The following is a 19,893-nucleotide window of genomic DNA, read 5'->3' as shown; positions in this document are numbered from 1 at the left end:
ACAGGCGTACGGTTCATCCACAGAATCAGTGTTCGGGGCCTGGTCCGCACGGTTTCGCGGGATCGGATCGAGCATTGTCGCCACATGACCGAACCCCGACCACTGACCCGTCCACACCTGCTCGCGGCGGGCGTCTCGGACGACCACATTCGTGCCGCGGTGCGCACCGGCGGCCTCGTTCCTCTCGCCCGCGGCGTGTACCTGCGGCGGGCCGATCACGACCGGCTGGACGGCCCCGGACGCCACCGCGTGCGGGCGCGACACGTCGCCTCGACGCTGCCGCCCGGCGCGGTGATCAGCCATGTCTCGGCGGCAACGCTCCTGAACCTGGACGTCTGGAACATCGATCTCGAGCAGGTGCATGTCTCCCGCACGGGTTCGCACGGACGCCGCACCAGCAACCTGCACGTGCACGCAACCACGTGGGCGGACGGCGACGTCGTCGAGGCGGACGGTGTCGCCGTCACCTCCCCGGCGCGCACGGTCGTGGATCTCTCGCGGACTCTTTCTCGGGATCAGGCAGTGGTCGTCGGCGACTCGGCACTGCGGAAGTACCCGGACATCCTGGATCTGCTGTCCGCGACTTCGGCGTCGGCCCGCCACCGCAACGGGATCGCGCGGGCCGCAGCAGTTGTGCCGTTCCTCGACGCACGCAGCGAAAGTCCCGGGGAATCGCTGTCGCGAGTGCGGATCGCAGAGAGCGGACTGCCACGTCCCGTGCTCCAGCATCCGATCGTGTTGCGCGACGGCCGGCGCTTCCGTCTCGACTTCTTCTGGGCGCAACACGGGGTGGTCGGCGAGTTCGACGGGGCCGGTAAGTACGTCGATCGTCGCGACCTGGTCGCCGAGAAGCTCCGCGAGGACGCCCTGCGCGATCTCGGCCTCGAAGTCATCCGCTGGACGTGGGCCGACTTGGCGCGGTTCGACGTCGTCGCACAGCGATTCGAGCGGGCCGCCGCCCGGCAATCGACGCGGTGAGCCGGAAGTCGCTCACGCTACAGCGTGGGCGACTTCCGAAACCGTGAGCGCATGCACGGTCAGCCCCGCAGTGCGGCCTCGAGCGCCGTCCGCACTGCCTCGGGTTCGGCCTCGACGACCGTGACCAGCAGGGACACCGCGGTCGCGGCGAGCAGATCCGCGGCGCGGCCGGTGCCCGCCAACACGAGAACCTGCCGCCCCTCGGCCAACGACTGCGTGACGTTTCAGCGCGATCGCCTGCCTGCTGTCCCGGCTCGAATGGCTCAGGAATATGCGGGTCATCGTGTGCTCCGCTCGCTGCGGGGTAACTACGACCCCAGCGTTCCGCGCGGCGTCGTCGCAGGCACGAGTAGTCGACTACTCGATTTTGCCGTCACCTGCCGATCGACGCGGTGATTGCGAATCCACTGCACTCTGCAGGCGGAGCGGGTTTCCGGATCGGTGGGCAACTATGACGCGGTGAAGTCCCGTTCGATGCGCAGCGTACCGATCGTGGTGGCCAGGCCGTCGTATTGTGTGACCAGCAGGCAGAATTCGATCATCCGACGGTCGTCGAGGTGGTCGGCCAGCGCCGCCCACGTATCGTCACCGAGGTCCTTGGTCGTGACCAGTTCGTCGACCGCGGTGAGCAGCGCGCGGTGACGCGCGCTCCACCCGTCCGCACCAGGCCCCTCGATGACGCGCTGCAGGATCTCCGCCGTCACACCCGCACGGCGTCCGAGCCGCACGTGGTGGTCCATCTCGTAGTCACAGCCGCGCAGATGTGCGACACGCAGGATGACGAGCTCGGATTCGTGGCGGGGCAGCCGGCCGCCGGGCATCAGCTTGCCGGAGTAGTGCAGCCAGCCGCGGAACAGGCCGCCGGCGCGACCCAGTGTGCTGAACAGGTGCGCGTCCGAGGTTCCCGCCGCCAGCGACAGAACGCGCCAGGCGATCCAGTTGACCGGGCCGAGCTGACCGAACCGTCCGGGCGTGATGCGGGGCGTCATGCGCGCTAGTCTCGCACGGCCCGGGAGAGCCGGGCCATCGTCCGTGCCGCCTCGGTGCGCTGTACGACGGCCGTGCACGCGTTGACGATGTGATCGCGCAGCCGGGTGTGGGCGTCGTCGAGTCTGCCGTCGAACACCGCCTCCGCGACGGCGATGTGGTCGTCGACGGCGCGCACGATCCGCTGCGGGGTGAGTTCGTCGAACATTCGGACGGTGCGCACTTTCACATTGACCGCGTCGAGCGCGCCGCACAGAGCGAGGTTTCCGGACGCGGCGAGCAGCGCCAGGTGGTATTGCTCGTCGAGCGCGACGAACCCGGAATCGGGTGCCGGGGGATCGTCGCGGAACCGGCGCCACCGGTCGAGCTCGGCCCCCAGTGCATCCCGGTCGTGGGTGATCCCGCCGGACATCGCCCGTGTGATGCCGCGCAGTTCCAGCGTGGCGCGCAGTTCGTAGAGGTCACCGAGATCCTCGAAGCGCGGTCGGTACGGGAACAGACCGTGCTCTCGGCGTTCGACCAGTCCCTCGGACACGAGCCGGGCGAGGGCCTCCCGCACGGGCGTGCGAGAGACCCCGTACAGCTCGGCGAGCCGTTCCTCGCTGAGCCGGTCGTCGGGGGAGACGACGCCTGCCATCAGATCGGCGCGAAGTGCCCGGTAGACCCGCTCCCGCCGGGTGCCGGGGGCAAGCATCAGATCGCCATCGCGGATCGGACGGTCCGGGCGGCGTCTGTGCCTCCTTCACCGGTGGCGGTGATGCGTCCCGATTCCAGGACGTAGTAGTGGCGGGCGTTGTCGAGTGCGAAACCGATGTGCTGCTCGACGAGCAGCACCCCGAGGTCGCCACGCCTGCTCAGGTCCACGACGGTCTTCTCGATCTCCGCGACGACGGACGGCTGGATGCCCTCGGTTGGCTCGTCGAGGATGAGCATCCGCGGACGGGTGATCAGTGCTCGGGCGATCGCGAGCTGCTGGCGTTGCCCACCGGACAGCAGGCCCGCGCGGCGATCGAGCAGCGGGATCAGGGCCGGGAACAGCTCCAGCATCTCGGCGATCAGCGCCTTGCCGTTCTTCCGGCCGTCCGCGACCACCTGCAGGTTCTCGGCACAGGTGAGCTGCCCGAAGGACTGCTGCCCCTGCGGCACGTACGCGAGACCGCGGGCCACCCGAGCGGCCGGGCGCAGACCGGTGATGTCCTCGCCGTCGAGCAGGATCTTGCCGGAGGTGACCGGCAGCAGCCCGACCGCCGCGCGCAGCAGCGTCGTCTTCCCGGCACCGTTGTGGCCCATGACCGCGACGACCCCGTCGGACGGGACGGTGATCGTAGCACCGTGGATGATCTCGGTGCGCCCGTAACCGGTTCGCACATCGACGAGTTCGAGCATCAGTTCGCCTCCTCGAGGGTTGCGGTACCCAGGTAGACCTGCTGGACCTGCGGATCGTTCTGCACCTCTTCGACGGTGCCTTCGGCGATGACCTTCCCGCGCGCCAGCACCGTCACCGACGTCGCGAACGCCCGCATGAAATCCATGTCGTGTTCGACGACGACGACGGTGCGCTCGGCGCCGATGCGGCGCAGCAACTGCCCGGTCTCCTCGCGCTCGTCGTGGCTCATGCCGGCGACGGGCTCGTCGAGCAGTAGCACGTCGGCGTTCTGCACGAGCAGCATGCCGATTTCGAGCCACTGTTTCTGGCCGTGCGCGAGGATTCCGGCGGGGGTGTCGCGGTGCCGTGCGAGCCCGGTTGTCTCGAGGGCTTCCTCGATCTGCGGCAGTACATCCTTGCGGCGCCGCAGCAACTGCCACGGGCTGCGACCCGCTCCGGCGGCGATGTCGAGGTTCTGCAGGACCGTAAGTTCCTCGAACACCGACGCGGTCTGGAAGGTGCGTCCCACCCCGAGCCGGGCGATCTTGTGGACCTTCTTGCCGAGCAGTTCGACCCCGGACTTGGTGACCGACCCGGTGGCGGGGACGAGGCCGGTGATGGCGTCGACCAGGGTGGTCTTCCCGGCGCCGTTGGGGCCGATGAGGAACCGTAGGTCGCCTTGCAGCAAGGTCAGGTCGACACCGTCGACAGCGGTGAAACCGTCGAATTGGACGCGCAGGTCACGGATTTCGAGGTACTGGCTGGACATTCCGGCGTTTCCGCCGAAGGTGGGTTCGGTCATCGGGCCGGCTCCATCTCGGTGTTCTCGGCGGTCGGGTCAGGGTCGGAGGCGGGTTCTGTTGTGGAGGAGTAGGTTTCGGTGCGCTTGCGGCGTCGGAGCGCTGCGAGCCCGGCGAGGCCGGCGGGGAAGAACCCGACGACGACGATGAACAGCAGGCCCTGCGCATACGTCCACGCGGACGGGAAGTTCTCCGACAGGGCCGTTTGCGCCCACGCGACACCGATCGCACCGAGGACCGGTCCGAGCAGGGTGGTGCGGCCCCCGATCGCGACACCGATGAGGAACGCGATGGACGGCACGATGCCGATGTCCGCGGGCGAGATGATCCCGACGATCGGAACGAACATGGCGCCCGCGATGCCGGCGAAGAACGCGGCGACGGTGTAGGCGACGACCTTGACGGTCGCCGGATCGTAGCCGAGGAAGCGGACTCGTTCTTCCTGGTCGCGGACCGCGACGAGCAGTTCGCCATATCGCGAGTGCATGAGCTGGCGGGTCGCGGCGACGACGAGCAGCAGGATGGCCGCGACGATGAAGAACAGCATTCGCTTGTTGACCGGATCGGACAGGTCGTAGCCGAAGAACGTGCGGAACCGGTTGAGGCCGTTGGATCCTCCGGTGCTCTGCTGACCGATGAGCAGGATCGCGAACGCCGCGGCGAGGGCCTGCGACAGGATCGCGAAGTAGGCGCCCTTGACCCGGCGTTTGAATACGCCGAGACCGAGCAGCAGCGCCAGCAGCGCGGGCACGAGCAGGATCGCCAGCAGCGTCACCAGCGGCGAGGTGAACGGCATCCAGTATGCGGGCAACTCCCGGATACCGGCGATCTGCATGAAGTCCGGGACGGTGTCGCCGCGGATCTCGGCGTCGGCGATCTTCAGATGCATCGCCATCATGTAGGCGCCGAGACCGAAGAACACGCCCTGGCCGAGGGTGAGCATGCCTCCGCGTCCCCAGGCCAGGCCGATGCCGGCGGCCACGATGGCGAAGCACAGGAACTTCGCGAGCAGATTCAGGCGGAAGTCGGACAGGACGGTGGGCGCGAGACCGAACAGCACGAGCGCGGCGATCGCGAAACCCGCCCACGTGCGCACCGGTCCGGGCCGGGTGAGAACGGACATCAGACCAGGCTCCTTGTCTTGACCGCGAACAGACCCTGCGGTCGGATCTGCAGGAAGACCACGATGATTCCGAACACGATCACCTTCGCGATCGACGCGGTGGTGGAGTATTCGATGAACGAGTTGAGCAGGCCCAGCGCGACCGCCGCGATCACGGCGCCCTCGATGCGGCCGAGCCCACCGATGACGACGACGAGGAACGCGTCGATCAGATACGACTGGCCGATCGTCGGACTCGTCGACCCGATGAGGGTCAGTGCGACCCCGGCCAGACCGGCGAGACCGGAGCCGAGGAAGAACGTGGTGATGTCGGTGCGCCGGCTCGAGATGCCGACGGTTTCGGCGAGATCGCGGTTCTGCACGACGGCGCGGATGCGCCGGCCCATCGGTGTGTACTTCATCGCCACGGTCAGCACGACCACGCACACGACGGCCAGCACCAGGATGAACAGGCGGGTCTTCGGGACCACCGCGCCCAGGATCTCGACACCGCCGGACAGCCACTGCGGAGCAGCCACATTGACGGCGGGAGCCCCGAAGATGTCGCGTGCTCCCTGCTGCAACAGCAGGCCCACACCGAACGTCACGAGCAGTGTGTCGAGCGGCCGGTGATACATGCGGCGGATGAGCGTGACCTCGAGCAACACGCCCATGACGCCGCCGACCAGGAAGCCGACGAGCAGGGAGATCAGCAGCGAGACGCCGGCCGCGGACACCACCTGCTGCACCACGTACGCGGTGTACGAGCCGGCCATGATGAATTCGCCGTGGGCCATGTTGATCACGCCCATCTGACCGAACGTCAGTGACAGACCCAGCGCCGCGAGCAACAGGATCGAGCCGATACTCAATCCGGTGAACAACTGTCCTACAACAACATCCATTACGCCTCCTCTCGCCGGTTTCCTGGTCGCCTCGACTCAGTTACCGGACAGGCTCGCGGCCCAGTCGTAGCTCTCGAGGTAGGGGTCCGGCTGGATCGGGGAGCCCGAATCCCACACGGTGTAGATCAGTCCGTCACCGCGGATCTCACCGATGCGAGCGGTCTTGGTGATGTGGTGGTTGTCGCCGTCGATGGTGACGGTGCCTTCCGGAGCGTCGACCGAGACGCCGTCGGCGGCATCCTGAATGTCCGCCACCGCGAACGAGTTCGCCTTCTCGACGGTGTTCTTCCACAGGTATACCGACGTGTAGGCGGCTTCCATCGGATCCGAGGTGGGCTTGTTCGCACCGTACTTCGCCTTGTACGCGTCGACGAACGACTGGTTCTCGGGGGAGTCCACGGTCTGGTAGTAGTTCCACGCGGCGAGCTGGCCCTCGATGTTCTGAGCGCCGATGCCGACGACCTCTTCTTCGGCGATGGACACCGAAACCACTGGCATGTCAGCGGCTTTGAGGCCGACATTCGCGTACTCGCGGAAGAACGCGACGTTCGAATCGCCGTTGAGGGTGTTGAACACCGCGTCTGCGTCGGCGGTGCGGACCTTGTTGACGATCGTCGAGAAGTCGGTCGAGCCGAGAGGGGTGTAGTCCTCGCCCTTGATCTCGATGCCGTTTGCCTCGGCGTATGCACGGATGATGCGGTTCGCCGTCTGCGGGAATACGTAGTCGCTGCCGACCAGGTAGAGAGACTTGACGCCCTTCTCCTTCAGGAAGTCCAGTGCCGGGACGATCTGCTGGTTGGTCGTGGCGCCCGTGTAGAAGATGTTCGGTGACGATTCCAGGCCCTCGTACTGCACCGGGTAGTACAGCAGTGCGTCGTTGTCCTCGAACACCGGAAGCATCGCCTTGCGGCTCGACGACGTCCAGCCGCCGAATACCGCAGCGACACAGTCGGAGCTGATGAGCTTCTCCGCCTTTTCGGCGAACACCGTCGGCTCGGAAGCGCCGTCTTCGGCGACGATCTGGATCTGCTTGCCGAGAACACCACCGGAGGCATTGATCTCCTCGACGGCCAGCGCAATCGAATCACGCACGGTGACTTCGGAAATCGCCATCGTCCCGGACAGGGAGTTCAGCGAGCCGACCTTGATCGTGTCGCCGGAGGTGTCGACGCACGATTCGCCGGCGGCGCCGGTCGTGGTGTCACCGGCCTTGCTGCCACAGGCGGTGAGCAGCAGGCCGGTGGCGGCGAGGGCTACCGGAACGGCGACGGCGCGCTTTGCGAACGTGGACCTGGCAACTGGCATGGAGATACCCCTTGTTCGAAGATGAGAAGCCTCGGTTCCCGGTGTATCCGGGTGCGTATACAACGCTGTATCCGTCGGCCAAACAGTAAAGGGATGGTGTTGCGCAGGTGTATCTGCTTGTGACAATTGGATGTTCGATGTTTCCGTTGGGTGAACAGGCCGGAGCCGGACCCGTCGGCGCGTCCGGACCCTGCCCGGGCGCCCGAGCGAATGTATCCCTCGTCTCCTTCAATCGACTGGGTGTACCACTCGCTCGGTGGACAGGGGCGGTACCCGACAGCCGGGCGGCGCGCGGTTGTGCGACGCGGGGTTGTGCGCCGCGCGAATCAGCGGATGAGGTAGGGCGAGACCGAGCTGCGGTGCTCGTTGATGTCCAGTTCCTTGCCGAGCGGGGGGAACGCGCGCTGCGGGCAGTTGACGCGTTCGCAGATGCGGCAGCCCGCGCCGATCGGGGTGCCGGGGTTGGAGTCGTCGAGGTCGAGCCCGTCGGCGTACACGAGCCGATGCGCGTGGCGCAGCTCGCAACCGAGTCCGATCGCGAACGTCTTCGACGGCTGCCCGTAGCGGGCGGCGCGTCGTTCGACGGTCCGCGCGACCCACAGGTAGCGGCGGCCGTCGGGCATCTGCGCGATCTGCGTCATGATCTTGCCCGGGTACGCGAACGTCTCGTAGACGTTCCACAGCGGGCAGGTGCCACCGCTGGTGGAGAAGTGGAATCCCGTGGCGGACTGACGCTTGGACATGTTGCCGGCCCGGTCGACGCGGACGAACGAGAACGGAACCCCTCGCAGTTTCGGCCGCTGGAGGGTGGAGAGCCGGTGGGCGATCGTCTCGTAGCTGACACCGTAGAACGCGGACAGCCGTTCGACGTCGTAGCGGAAGTCCTCGGCGATCTCGTGGAACTGCGTGTAGGGCAGGATCATCGCCGCCGCGAAGTAGTTTGCGAGACCGTGGCGTGCGAGGGCACGTGAAGCGTCGGAGGTGAAGATGGCGTCCTCGACCATCTTGTCGATGAGGTCACCGCACTCGAGGTAGGCGAGCTCGGTGGCGAGTTTGAACACCTGTTGCCCGCCGGACAGCTGGGGGGCGATCTCGAGGATGCGAGTCTCCGGATCGTAGCGGTGCAGCACGTTCTCGCCGAGATCGATGCGCTTGATGATCTGCACGTCGTGCACGGTCGCCATCCGCTTGGCGATCTCTCCGCCCACGTCCCCGCGATGGAACCGGATGCGGTTCGCGAGTTCCTCGGCTGCGGTGTCGAGGTCGTGCATGTAGTTCTGCCGCTGGTAGAAGTAGTCGCGCACCTCCTCGTGGGGCATCGTAATGGCGCCGCTGCCGCTGCCGTCGCTGTACCGGTCCTCCGTCGCGGCGGCGAGCTGGGCGGTGGTGTTGCGGAACCGGCGGTGCATGTTCACCATCGCGCGGGCCAGCCCGGGGTGCGCGGCCACCATCTCGGCGATCTCCTGGGCGTCGGCTTCGATGCCCATTTCCTGGTCGAGCGCAACCTCCCGCATCTCGGCGATCAGGCGCGTGTCGTCCTGAGAGGAGAAGAAGGTGGTGTCGACTCCGAAGACCTCGCTGATCCGCAGGAGCACGGGCACGGTGAGGGGGCGGACGTCGTGTTCGATCTGATTGAGGTAGCTGGCGGAGATCTCGAGGTTCTTTGCGAGTGCGGCTTGGCTGAGGCCCCGCTCGGTACGCAACTGGCGTAGGCGGGCTCCCACGAAGGTCTTGGCCATTCGCCCAGCGTACGACCAGCTACAGGGCTTTGCAACGAAGCGTTCGCAACGTGTTAATCGAGACGGCCCGAGGCGACCTGCAGGGGCCGGTCGACGCCGAGCCACGACCCCGGCGCGAATGCCTCGTAGTGGATCGACTCGAACGGCACACCGCGCGCGACGAGGCCGTCCCTGACCGCCCGCATGAACATGACCGGTCCGTACACGTAGATCTTGGCGCTCGGAGGAATGTCGAGATCGTCGACCGGGGATCGGCCGAGTACATGGAACTCTTCGAAGTCGTTGTACCGCACCTGCATTTGGGAATTGGGCAAGCGGGAGACGAGTTCGGCGATGTCCGCGCGCCGGGCATGGTCGTAGGGGGAGTGGTCCACGTGCAGTGCGACGACGCGACGCAACGGGGCGGTCTCGGCGAGGTTCTGCAGGGTGGTCAGTGTGCTGGTGATACCGATACCGGCCGAGATCAGCACCAACGGAGTGTGGCCGCCTTCGATGCGGAGGCTTCCGAAGGGATGCGACACGATCAGTTCGGTGCCGGGCCGGACGGCGTCGACCAAGAACGGGGAGACCAGACCGCCCGGGACCTGCTTGATCGTGACGGCCCACTCGCCGGGGACCCGGCCCCGTACCAGGGTGTACTGGCGGATCTGGCGGGTGCCGTCCGGAAGTCGCACACAGAGCGAAATGTACTGTCCCGGTTGAAAACCGGGGAGCGGGCGGCCGTCGAGTGATCGCAACACGAACGTCGCGACCCGGGCGCCGTCGTATTCGACCTCGGAGACGATCACCAGTCGCCAGACGTGACCGTGGGGGACGCCGGCCGAGTCGTAGAGGGCGGCTTCCTGGCTGATGAGAGAATTCGCCATGAGCGTGTAGACCTGGTGCCAGGCTGCCGCGACCGCGGGGGTCACTGCGTCGCCGAGCACTTCGCCGATCGCGGCGAACAGATGGAAGCGGATCATTTCGTAGTGCCCGGCCTGGATGCCGATCGACGCGTGTTTGTGGGCGATCCGGGCCATGATCGCGTCGATGTCCTCGGGCTGCTCGGTGATGAGGAGCTTGGCGAAGGCTGCGATGGAACTCGCGAGTGCCTTCTGCTGTTCCCGGTTGCGCTGGTTCGTGCGATTGAAGAGGTCCGTGCACAGGTGCGGTGCCGCCGTGAAGAGGCGCTCGTAGAACCGTTCGGAGATCCGGCCGATGTGGGCTTCCACGGCGGGCAGCGTGGCCGCGATGACGGCGTGTGATGTGGGGGAAAGGATGACCGCTCCTCTGCTCGTGTGGGTGGGCGAGACGCGAGCAGCTGCGCAGCACAAATGCGCGACGAGTCCAGCCCCGATCCGGTCGCCGTGAGTCATGTTACGTCCGGCTGCAGAAATCGTCTTGATCTAGGTGTGACGGAAGGCCCTGCTCGGCGGCGGGGGCGGTGTGAGTCCGCCCACATTCGCGTCGGCTTCGGGGTGCGACGGCCGGTGGGCGCCGGTCGGGGGGAGGATGCGGTCGCCGGTCGTGGCACTGCGAAACCCGAGGTAGGGCTACCGGCCGGTAATCGAATCGTCCGAGTTGAGACTCGTTGGAGCGGCCATTGATTTGCAATCTTTGCAAGGCCCCCTCGAAAAATAGCCAAGGTTGGCATTAGCAACAGGTAGACGGGCCTTTTTCGGCTGTGTCATTGTCTTGGTGTACATCCGAACGGCACGTGAAGGGTGTGAAGTCGTACGCACGTACTGCTGAACACCCGGAGCGGATTCGAATCTAGAGAGTGGAGCTTTGATGTCGACCACCGGCACCCCGCGGACCGCTGAAGAAATCCAGAAGGACTGGGACACCAACCCCCGCTGGAAGGGCGTCACCCGCAACTACACGGCCGAGCAGGTCGTGAAGCTGCAGGGCACCGTCGTCGAGGAGGCCACCCTCGCTCGCCGTGGCTCGGAGATCCTCTGGGATCTCGTCAACAACGAGGACTACATCAACTCGCTGGGCGCCCTGACCGGCAACCAGGCCGTGCAGCAGGTCCGCGCCGGCCTCAAGGCCATCTACCTGTCCGGCTGGCAGGTCGCCGGTGACGCGAACCTTTCCGGCCACACCTACCCGGACCAGTCGCTGTACCCGGCGAACTCGGTGCCGCAGGTCGTCCGCCGCATCAACAACGCGCTGCTCCGCGCCGACGAGATCGCCAAGGTCGAGGGCGACACCTCGGTCGACAACTGGCTCGCTCCGATCGTCGCCGACGGTGAGGCCGGCTTCGGCGGCGCGCTCAACGTCTACGAGCTGCAGAAGGCCATGATCGCTGCCGGTGTCGCCGGTTCGCACTGGGAGGACCAGCTCGCGTCGGAGAAGAAGTGCGGCCACCTCGGTGGCAAGGTGCTCATCCCGACCCAGCAGCACATCCGCACCCTGACCTCGGCCCGCCTCGCGGCCGACGTCGCGGACGTCCCCACCGTCGTCATCGCCCGCACCGACGCCGAGGCCGCCACGCTGCTGACCTCCGACGTCGACGAGCGCGACCGCGAATTCCTCGACGGCACCCGTACGGCCGAGGGCTTCTACGGCGTCAAGAACGGCATCGAGCCCTGCATCGCGCGTGCCAAGGCCTACGCCCCCTACTCCGACCTGATCTGGATGGAGACCGGCGTTCCGGACCTCGAGGTCGCCAAGAAGTTCGCCGAGGCCGTCCGTGGCGAGTTCCCGGACCAGCTCCTCGCCTACAACTGCTCGCCGTCCTTCAACTGGAAGGCTCACCTGGACGACGCGACCATCGCGAAGTTCCAGCGTGAGCTCGGCGCGATGGGCTTCAAGTTCCAGTTCATCACGCTGGCCGGCTTCCACTCGCTCAACTACGGCATGTTCGATCTGGCTCACGGCTACGCCCGCAACGGCATGACCGCGTTCGTCGAGCTGCAGGAGCGCGAGTTCAAGGCTGCCGAGGAGCGGGGCTTCACCGCCATCAAGCACCAGCGTGAGGTCGGTGCCGGCTACTTCGACTCGATCGCCACCACGGTCGACCCGAACACCTCCACGGCCGCCCTGAAGGGCTCCACCGAGGAGGGCCAGTTCCACTAGGAACAGGCCCCGAAGTCACACACCGCGGCGGGATCCGTCCCGGACTCCGCCGCGGTGACTTCACCCAGCTAGACCCTTGCGACGATCCGGTCGGTGGATGATCCCCGCCGGATCGTCGTGCAAGACCACACGGTTGCAGAGCACACCGTGCAGAAGAACTCCACGACCAACCCACAAGACGAGAAGGAGCTGACGTGACCAGCGAAAAGATTCAGCGCGTCGGCGTGATCGGCGCCGGGATCATGGGCGCAGGTATCGCCGAGGTGTGCGCGCGCGCTCATGTCGACGTACTGGTGTTCGAGCAGACCCGCGAGCTCGCGGCTGCAGGACGAGCCCGCATCCTCCGGTCCCTCGACCGTGGTGTGAGCAGCGGAAAGATCACCGAACGGGAACGGGAGCAGGCCGCGTGGCGTCTCCGGTTCACCTCGGACCTCGGTGATTTCGCGGACCGCCAGCTCGTCGTGGAGGCTGTCGTCGAGGACGAGAAGGTCAAGAGCGAGATCTTCGCCGAACTCGACAAGATCGTCACGGATCCGAACGCGGTGCTCGCCTCGAACACCTCGTCGATCCCGATCATGAAGCTGGGCATCGCCACCAGCGCCCCCGAGCGCGTCATCGGCCTGCACTTCTTCAACCCGGTGCCGGTGCTTCCGCTCGTCGAGCTGGTCACCACGCTGAAGACCAGCTCCACCGTCGCCCAGCGGGCCGAGGCCTTCGCCGCCGACGTGCTCGGAAAGCAGGTCGTCCGCTCCTCGGACCGCGCCGGCTTCATCGCGAACGCGCTGCTCGTGCCGTACCTGCTGTCGGCGATCCGGATGGTCGAATCCGGTTTCGCGACCAAGGACGATATCGACAAGACGATGGTGCTCGGCTGTGCCCACCCGATGGGTCCGCTCGCCCTGACCGATCTGGTCGGTCTCGACACCGTCAAGGCCATCGCCGACTCGATGTACGACGAGTTCAAGGAGCCGCTGTACTCGGCGCCGCCGCTGCTGCTCCGCATGGTCGAGGCCGGCCTCGTCGGCAAGAAGTCGGGTGCCGGCTTCTACGAGTACGCCGAAAACGGTCGGGCCTCCAAGAAGGCCAGCTAAGTAGTAGGTAGCACCACACCGCACTTCGGCGCCCGTGCCCGACAGCAGTGCCCTGCGCACTGCTCGTCGGTGCACGGGCGCGAGGTGCATGAGGGAAAGGTCGATTCCGAGATGGCCAGCAACGCCACCGGCTACGGATCCAGCATCCTCGGGTACCCGCGTATCGGAACCCGCCGCGAACTCAAGCGTGCCCTCGAGTCCTACTGGCACGGCACCAGCACGCGCGACGAACTCGTCGCCGTCGCCCGTGAAATCCAGGAGGACACCTGGAGCGAACTCGCGGCGACCGGACTGACGCAGGTCCCCGGCAACACGTTCTCCTACTACGACCACGTCCTGGACAACGCCCTGTTGTTCGGCGCGGTCCCCGAGCGGTTCCGTCCCCTGGTCGGCGAGCTCGACCCGCTCGACTTCTACTTCACGCTGTGCCGCGGCCGGGAAGACTTCCCGCCGCTGGAACTGGTCCGCTGGTTCGGCAGTAACTACCACTACCGGCAGCCCGAACTCGACGAGGACACCACGTTCGCGTTGAACTCGGCCGCCGTGCTCGACGAGTTCGAACGTGCCAAGGCGAAGGGCATCGAGCTGCGCCCGGTCGTGCTCGGTCCGGTGTCGCTGCTGCTGCTGTCGAAGGTCTCGCCGACCTCGCAGCAGGACGAGTTCTCCACGCTCGACCTGCTCGACGCTCTGCTCCCCGAGTACGAAAAGCTCTTCGAGCAGCTCGCCAAGGCCGGCGCCACGTGCGTCCAGCTCGACGAGCCGTCGTTCACCGAGGACCGCAGCGAGGACGAACTCGCTGCACTGAAGCGCGCCTACGATGTGCTGGCCCAGGCGCCGCTGCGCCCGCGCCTGCTCGTCACCGGCCCGTACGGACATCTCGGTGCTGCCCTGCCGATCCTCGCGGCGTCGAAGATCGAGGCGATCGGCCTGGACCTGATCAACGGCCGGATCAGCGCCGACGAACTGGCCGCTGTGCCCGGCCTCAAGCGCAAACGCATCTACGCCGGTGTGGTCGACGGCCGCAACGTGTGGCGCGCCGACCGCCGCCGCGTCCTCGAATACCTCGACTCGATCGCCGCGGTCGCTCCGGACCTGGTCGTGTCGACGTCGTGCTCGTTGCTGCACGTGCCCTACGACCTGCTCGTCGAATACGACATCCCCGGTGACGTCGCCGACCGCCTCGCCTTCGCGAAGCAGAAGGTCGGCGAGGTGGTCTCGCTCGCCAAGGCACTGACCACCGGCGCCGAGGAGAAGTGGCGCGTGCCGCCGACATCGGTGCACTTCAAGCAGAAGCACACCGTCCGCGCGCGGATCAATGCGCTGAAGCCCGAACACCGCATGCGCGCGCCGTACGAGCAGCGTCGCGCTGCGCAGCAGGAACGGCTGAACCTGCCGCCGGTCCCCGCGACCACTCTCGGGTCGTTCCCGCAGACCGACGAGATCCGCAAGGTCCGCCACGACCTCGGCGAAGGCCGGATCTCGTACGACGACTACGTCAAACGGATCCGCGAAGAGATCGAGTCCACCATCCGGCTGCAGGAGGATATCGGCCTCGATGTGCTCGTGCACGGTGAGCACGAGCGCAACGACATGATCCAGTACTTCGCCGAGCTGCTGGAGGGCTTCGCCACCACGCACTTCGGCTGGGTGCAGGCCTACGGCTCCCGGTGCACGCGTCCGCCGATCCTCTACGGCGACATCGTGCGGCCGAAGCCGATGACCGTCGAGTGGATCGCGTTTGCGCAGTCGCTCACCGACAAGCCGGTCAAGGGCATGCTCACCGGCCCGGTGACGATGCTCGCCCGGTCGTACATGCGCCAGGATCAGCCGCTGCACGAAACCGCCGACCAGCTCGCGCTGGCCATCCGCGACGAGATCGCCGATCTCGAGCGGGCGGGTATCGCGATCATCCAGGTCGACGAGCCGGCGATCCGGGAACTGCTGCCGCTCCGGCAGGACGGCCGCGCGGAGTACCTGGACTGGGCCGTCGACGCGTTCCGGCTCGCGACCGGCGGTGCGAAGCCGGAGACGCAGATCCACACGCACCTGACGTACTCCGGGCAGCAGTCGGTGGTCGAGGCGATCGAACGGCTCGACGCGGACGTCACCGCGATCGTCGCGACCCGGTCCATCCGCTGGGTGCTCGAGGCGATCAAGGACCACGCGCTCACACACGGCGTCGGTCCCGGCGTGTACGAGAGCCGCTCGGCGCGGATCCCGGACATCGACGAGCTGGACGAACTGCTCACCGAGGCCGCCGAGTCGGTGGACCCGGACCGGTTGTGGGCCAACCCGGACGGCGGGCTCAAGACCCGCCATCACTGGCAGCTCGAACCGTCGCTGCGCAACCTCGTCGCGGCGGCACGCCGGTTGCGGCGCCGCGTCGCCGCCCAGCAGTAGCAGCATCCCGCCCGATCGGTGCGCACCCGTGGACAGCCCCCGCGGGTGCGCACCGTCGCTTCGGGTGTAGGCATGAAAGATGACGACCGTCGCCGCCTACGCTGCGCCCGCCGCAGACGCACCCCTCACCAAGACCACCATCGAGCGCCGGGAACCGGGCCCGCTGGATGTGCTCATCCGGATCGAGTACGCCGGAATCTGCCACTCCGACATCCACACCGCCCGCAACGAGTGGGGCCGCACACGCTATCCCCTCGTCCCGGGACACGAGATCGTCGGCATCGTCGAAGCCGTCGGCTCCGACGTCACGAAGCACGCGGTGGGTGACCGTGTCGGCGTGGGCTGCTTCGTCGCGTCCTGCCGTGAATGCGACGCCTGCAGGGCAGGAGCCGAACAACACTGCGAGAACCGCGTCACCGGCACGTACAACGCGATCGGCTCCGACGGCGAGGTCACCCAGGGCGGATACTCGACGCACATCGTCGTCACCGAGCATTTCGTGCTGAGGGTGCCGGCCGGTGTGGATCCCGCGGCGGCCGCCCCGCTGCTGTGCGCCGGGATCACCCTGTACTCCCCGCTCCGTCGCTACGGTGCCGGACCGGGCACTCGTGTCGCGATCATCGGGATGGGCGGCCTCGGGCACGTCGGCGTCAAGATCGCCGCCGCGCTCGGAGCCGAGGTCACGGTGCTCGGCCATTCCCTGTCGAAGAAGGGCGACGGCCTGCGGTTCGGCGCCGTCGACTACCGGGCGACCAGCGACCCGAGCGTCTTCAAGGAGCTGCGCAACCGCTTCGACCTGATCCTCAACACCGTGTCGGTGAACCTCGACATGGACCGGTACCTGTCGCTGCTGCGGCTGAACGGCGTCCTCGTCGAACTGGGCCTGCCGGAACACCCGTTGACCCTGCGCGCGTTCAGCCTCGGGGCCAACAATCGCGCGGTGGCCGGATCCAGCGTCGGCGGCATCGGCGAAACCCAGGAGATGCTGGATTTCTGTGCCGAGCACGGCATCGGCGCCGAGATCGAACTGATCTCCGCCGAGCAGATCAACGACGCATACGATCGGGTGGTCGCGAGCGACGTGCGCTACCGCTTCGTCATCGACGCGGCCACGATCTGAGACACGATACGCGGCCCAGGGTTCAGAACTGGTCGCCGAGTTGCTCACGCAACTGGGCCAGGGTCTTGGTGAGCAGCCGTGAGACGTGCATCTGGGAAACGCCGACCCGCTCGGCGATCTGCGTCTGCGTCATGTTCCCGAAGAACCGCAGCAGCACCACCGTGCGTTCGCGTTCGGGCAGCGCCTCCAGCAGAGGGCGCAATGTCTCGTGGTTCTCGACTTCGGACAGCGCGGCGTCGTACTCGCCGAGCGTGTCGGCGAGGGTGACGCCGTTCCCGCCGGAATCGGTCTGCGCGCTGCGATCGACCGACACGGTCTGGTAGGCGTTCCCGGCGACCAGGCCCTCGGCGACCTCCTCGCGGTCCAGGTCCAGCTCGGCGGCCAGCTCCCCGACGGTGGGTGCACGACCGAGCCGCTGCGACAGTTCGCCGGTCGCCTTGTTCAGGGCGATGTGGAGTTCCTTCATCCGGCGCGGAACCCGCACCGCCCACCCGGTGTCGCGGAAGTGCCGTCGTACCTCGCCCATGATCGTGGGGACGGCGAACGACACGAAGTCCGAGCCGCGTTCCGGATCGAACCGGTCCACGGCGTTGACCAGGCCGAGCCGTGCTACCTGCACCAGATCGTCGAACGCTTCCCCGCGCCCGTCGAAACGACGCGCGATGTGTTCGGCGAGCGGCAGGCATCGCTCGACGATCTTCTCGCGCAGTTCCGCACGGGCCGGGTCGTCCGCACTGTGGGACCCGATCTCGGTGAACAGCTCGAGGACGTCGGCGTACTCGTCGGGGTCGCGCCTGTGTCCGCTCACCGAGGGGCGCTCCCTTCGGTGACCGACAGGTCGATGGTGGTGACGCTGCCGGACGCGGTGTCGTCGAGGCGCACGTCCACCGAATCGGCGAGGGAGTTGAGGACGTGCCAGCCGAACGTGCGGGCCGAACTGGTGGGGGAGGGCCGGGTCGTGGCGGAGACACTGATGCGCAGGGTCGGCGCGATCGTCTGGAAGCGGCACGTCACGTCGGTTCCGTCGACCGCACTCATGATCAGGCGCGTGGCGGCTTCGTCCACGGCGAGCTTCACATCGGCGACGGTATCGAGATCGCAGTCGTGCTGGAGCGCGATCGCGGCGGCGACGGCTCGCAGCACCGGGAGTTGGCCCGGGTCGGCGCGGACGCGCAACTCCACGATGGGATGCGTGTGTGCGCGATCTGAGTCGATCGAAGCGGTCGTCGCCATGGGTCCTGGCCTTTCCAGTCGGATTCTCGGTCGGTGCCCGGGGTCGACGTGAGCCGGCATCTCCCGTTCGAGCGCAGAATACCCAGGAAGGTGGTGAATCAATCGCTACCGCGAAAGGTGATTCGGATGAGCAACCAGGATGCACAGCGCCAGGAGGCCGCGGCCGTCTTCACGAGGCTCGCGGGGATCGTGTACGGCACCGAGAGCTACGAGGAGATGTGTGCCGCGCTGTGCATTGCCGCTCCGCTGCTCGTCCCCGGTTGCGATCGGGCGAGTCTGATGCTCCGGCGTGGGACGTCGATCCGCACCATCGCGGCCGGTGACGACATGGCCCGCCGAATCGACGCTGCCGAACGTGAACTCGGCGAAGGCCCGTGCATGGACGTGCTGCACCACGACATCGCGGAACTCGATGCGGACCTGACCGTCCGAACCCGCTGGCCCGCGCTGACCAAGTGGATTCTCGACTACACGCCGGTTCGGGGAGCAGCGGGATTCCGCCTGCTCGTGGAGGGTGCGGATGTCGCGGCCCTCAACATCTTCTCCGACACCCCGGACGCGTTGACCGAGGAGTCGCTCGACTCGGGTGCGGTCCTTGCTGCGTTCATTTCGGTGGCGCTGACCGCGAGGGCACACCGGGAGCAAGCGGCCACCCTGCGTCTGGGTCTCGACAGCAACCGGGAGATCGGGAAGGCGATTGGACTGCTCATGGCACTGCACGAGACGTCCGAGGAAGAGGCGTTCACATTGCTCAGGGAGGCATCCCAGCGGATGAACCTCCGGCTGTCGGGCGTGGCGAAACAGGTGGTTGAAACGCTGAGACGAACCGCCGGCGAGTCCGAATTGTGATATCTCGCGGCCTTTCGTTGAGTGGTGCTGCCGACTGAAGTAGCCTGTTTGAAGGTTGAGCACACAGCCTGGACCAGGAAGCATCGCGCGAGCGGGCATCCGTGGACGGCTGCCCCTTTCTGCGATTCTTCCCATCGACTCGATGGGAGTGCCATGACTGCTGTACCCAATTTCCGTGCCGCGACACGTTGGGCTGCCCGCGCGGGCGTGCCCGACGAAACATCCGCCGGTGCGCGCTTCAAGACCGAGCGGATCAGCGGTGACATGATGAGGGTCGAGGTGCAGGGCGAGATCGACCTGCTCAACGCCCCGGCGCTGCGGCGCTACGCCAGCGCGCGGCTGCGTCCGTCCGCTCGGATGGTGCTCGACCTGTCCGAAGTCGAATTCATCGGATCCGCAGGGCTTTCGGTGTTCGAGGGTCTCGACGCGAGAGCGCACCAGTGCGACGCACGGTGGGTGCTCGTCGGGAACCGCCCGGTGCAACGGCTGTTGCTCGCCGCGGGGGAGACCCGTCTGCAACTGCATACATCGCTCGAGAGTGCGATGGGAGCGCTTCGGCGTTCAGCGTGAACGGAGGGTCACCCTCGCCGGCCGGACATCGGTCGGCGAGGGTGATCTGTCGGGTCGGACATCCGGTTTCCGACGACGAAGAAGAACAGCGGAAGTCCCGCCGACACGCCCACCAGGCACGTGGCCAGCGTGACCCCCAGGGCGCGGCCGGTGCTGATCCAACCGGTGCCGAAGGCGGCAAGCAGCAGTACGAGGGCGGAGATCAGTACGTCGAGCCACGCGAAGGCGCCCAGCCGGGTCGCGGTGATCTCGTCCACGATCCGGGTGGTGTCAACGCCGTGTTCGAACAGGAACGGAACCAGCGCGGCGTACGGAACGACGACACCGACCGCTGTCAGCGCAGCGAACAAGAACGCGAGATGTTTCTCCTGCACGGGTGCTGACCTCC

20 protein-coding genes are annotated in these 19,893 nt (G+C 66.9%); 7 read left to right on the top strand and 13 right to left on the bottom strand.

Going from position 1 to position 19,893, the window contains the following annotated elements; all coding sequences use genetic code 11:
- Positions 1-84: 84 nt before the first annotated feature.
- Positions 85-978 (top strand): PDDEXK family nuclease, encoded by an 894-nt coding sequence (locus RZ1_RS09670; RefSeq protein WP_072811313.1) that lies wholly within the window; start codon positions 85-87, stop codon positions 976-978.
- Positions 979-1,037: 59 nt separating this feature from the next.
- On the opposite strand, the gene RZ1_RS31650 is transcribed toward RZ1_RS09670, so the two are convergent.
- The 10 genes from RZ1_RS31650 to RZ1_RS09625 form a co-directional block, all read right to left on the bottom strand.
- The gene (locus RZ1_RS31650; RefSeq protein ID WP_371306066.1) at positions 1,038-1,187 is read right to left on the bottom strand and encodes a hypothetical protein; all 150 of its coding nucleotides are present in this window, start codon (positions 1,185-1,187) and stop codon (positions 1,038-1,040) included.
- Positions 1,188-1,427: 240 nt separating this feature from the next.
- Entirely contained in the window at positions 1,428-1,967 is a 540-nt protein-coding gene (locus RZ1_RS09665) for a carboxymuconolactone decarboxylase family protein (protein WP_072811311.1), read from the bottom strand.
- 5 nt (positions 1,968-1,972) lie between these two features.
- Positions 1,973-2,659 (bottom strand): GntR family transcriptional regulator, encoded by a 687-nt coding sequence (locus tag RZ1_RS09660; RefSeq protein WP_072811309.1) that lies wholly within the window; start codon positions 2,657-2,659, stop codon positions 1,973-1,975.
- Positions 2,659-3,351 carry an urea ABC transporter ATP-binding subunit UrtE gene (urtE, locus tag RZ1_RS09655; RefSeq protein ID WP_072811307.1) on the bottom strand — a complete coding sequence of 231 codons (693 nt, stop codon included), beginning with the start codon at positions 3,349-3,351 and terminating at the stop codon, positions 2,659-2,661. Before urtE ends, RZ1_RS09660 begins: the two co-directional genes overlap by 1 nt.
- Positions 3,351-4,133, bottom strand: coding sequence for an urea ABC transporter ATP-binding protein UrtD (gene urtD, locus RZ1_RS09650; protein WP_072811305.1), 783 nt, complete (start codon positions 4,131-4,133; stop codon positions 3,351-3,353). The genes urtE and urtD overlap by 1 nt, the downstream gene beginning before the upstream one ends.
- On the bottom strand, positions 4,130-5,254 hold the full coding sequence (gene urtC, locus RZ1_RS09645) for an urea ABC transporter permease subunit UrtC (RefSeq protein ID WP_072811303.1): 1,125 nt from the start codon (positions 5,252-5,254) through the stop codon (positions 4,130-4,132). The genes urtD and urtC overlap by 4 nt, the downstream gene beginning before the upstream one ends.
- Complete coding sequence (urtB, locus tag RZ1_RS09640) at positions 5,254-6,138, bottom strand: urea ABC transporter permease subunit UrtB (protein WP_072811301.1); 885 nt, start codon at positions 6,136-6,138, stop codon at positions 5,254-5,256. Before urtB ends, urtC begins: the two co-directional genes overlap by 1 nt.
- Before the next feature lie 36 nt (positions 6,139-6,174).
- Positions 6,175-7,443: an urea ABC transporter substrate-binding protein gene (urtA, locus tag RZ1_RS09635; RefSeq protein WP_072811299.1), complete on the bottom strand. Its 1,269-nt coding sequence runs from the start codon at positions 7,441-7,443 to the stop codon at positions 6,175-6,177.
- A 326-nt stretch (positions 7,444-7,769) separates the two neighbouring features.
- Positions 7,770-9,182: an acetate metabolism transcriptional regulator RamB gene (gene ramB, locus RZ1_RS09630; RefSeq protein ID WP_072811298.1), complete on the bottom strand. Its 1,413-nt coding sequence runs from the start codon at positions 9,180-9,182 to the stop codon at positions 7,770-7,772.
- 53 nt (positions 9,183-9,235) lie between these two features.
- A complete protein-coding gene (locus RZ1_RS09625; protein WP_238071609.1) occupies positions 9,236-10,393 on the bottom strand; it encodes a globin domain-containing protein in 1,158 nt (385 codons plus the stop codon).
- Positions 10,394-10,952: 559 nt separating this feature from the next.
- Here RZ1_RS09625 and aceA point away from each other — a divergent pair.
- The 4 genes from aceA (at position 10,953) to RZ1_RS09605 (ending at position 16,853) form a co-directional block, all read left to right on the top strand.
- Positions 10,953-12,242 (top strand): isocitrate lyase, encoded by a 1,290-nt coding sequence (aceA, locus tag RZ1_RS09620; protein ID WP_072811296.1) that lies wholly within the window; start codon positions 10,953-10,955, stop codon positions 12,240-12,242.
- Between the two features lie 194 nt (positions 12,243-12,436).
- Positions 12,437-13,333 (top strand): 3-hydroxybutyryl-CoA dehydrogenase, encoded by an 897-nt coding sequence (locus RZ1_RS09615; protein ID WP_072811294.1) that lies wholly within the window; start codon positions 12,437-12,439, stop codon positions 13,331-13,333.
- Between the two features lie 111 nt (positions 13,334-13,444).
- A complete protein-coding gene (gene metE / locus RZ1_RS09610) occupies positions 13,445-15,733 on the top strand; it encodes a 5-methyltetrahydropteroyltriglutamate--homocysteine S-methyltransferase (RefSeq protein WP_072811399.1) in 2,289 nt (762 codons plus the stop codon).
- Between the two features lie 79 nt (positions 15,734-15,812).
- Entirely contained in the window at positions 15,813-16,853 is a 1,041-nt protein-coding gene (locus RZ1_RS09605; protein WP_072811292.1) for an NAD(P)-dependent alcohol dehydrogenase, read from the top strand.
- Positions 16,854-16,875: 22 nt separating this feature from the next.
- Here RZ1_RS09605 and RZ1_RS09600 read toward each other — a convergent pair whose 3' ends face one another.
- Together RZ1_RS09600 and RZ1_RS09595 are read right to left on the bottom strand one after the other, a co-directional pair.
- Entirely contained in the window at positions 16,876-17,661 is a 786-nt protein-coding gene (locus tag RZ1_RS09600; protein ID WP_072811291.1) for a SigB/SigF/SigG family RNA polymerase sigma factor, read from the bottom strand.
- Positions 17,658-18,086, bottom strand: coding sequence for an ATP-binding protein (locus RZ1_RS09595; RefSeq protein ID WP_072811289.1), 429 nt, complete (start codon positions 18,084-18,086; stop codon positions 17,658-17,660). The genes RZ1_RS09600 and RZ1_RS09595 overlap by 4 nt, the downstream gene beginning before the upstream one ends.
- 126 nt (positions 18,087-18,212) lie before the next feature.
- On the opposite strand from RZ1_RS09595, the gene RZ1_RS09590 reads away from it, so the two are divergent.
- Positions 18,213-18,935, top strand: a complete 723-nt coding sequence (locus RZ1_RS09590; RefSeq protein WP_072811398.1) for a GAF and ANTAR domain-containing protein — start codon at positions 18,213-18,215, stop codon at positions 18,933-18,935.
- A 153-nt stretch (positions 18,936-19,088) separates the two neighbouring features.
- Positions 19,089-19,505, top strand: coding sequence for an STAS domain-containing protein (locus RZ1_RS09585; protein ID WP_083583603.1), 417 nt, complete (start codon positions 19,089-19,091; stop codon positions 19,503-19,505).
- Positions 19,506-19,513: 8 nt separating this feature from the next.
- Here the strand turns inward: RZ1_RS09585 and RZ1_RS09580 are convergent, their stop codons facing one another.
- Complete coding sequence (locus tag RZ1_RS09580; RefSeq protein WP_083583602.1) at positions 19,514-19,879, bottom strand: DUF2834 domain-containing protein; 366 nt, start codon at positions 19,877-19,879, stop codon at positions 19,514-19,516.
- Between the last annotated feature and the right edge of the window lie 14 nt (positions 19,880-19,893).

Source organism: Rhodococcus zopfii NBRC 100606 = JCM 9919 (genome assembly GCF_001895025.1).
Lineage (GTDB): Bacteria > Actinomycetota > Actinomycetes > Mycobacteriales > Mycobacteriaceae > Rhodococcus > Rhodococcus zopfii.
This window is presented reverse-complemented; position numbering and strand designations above follow the sequence as displayed.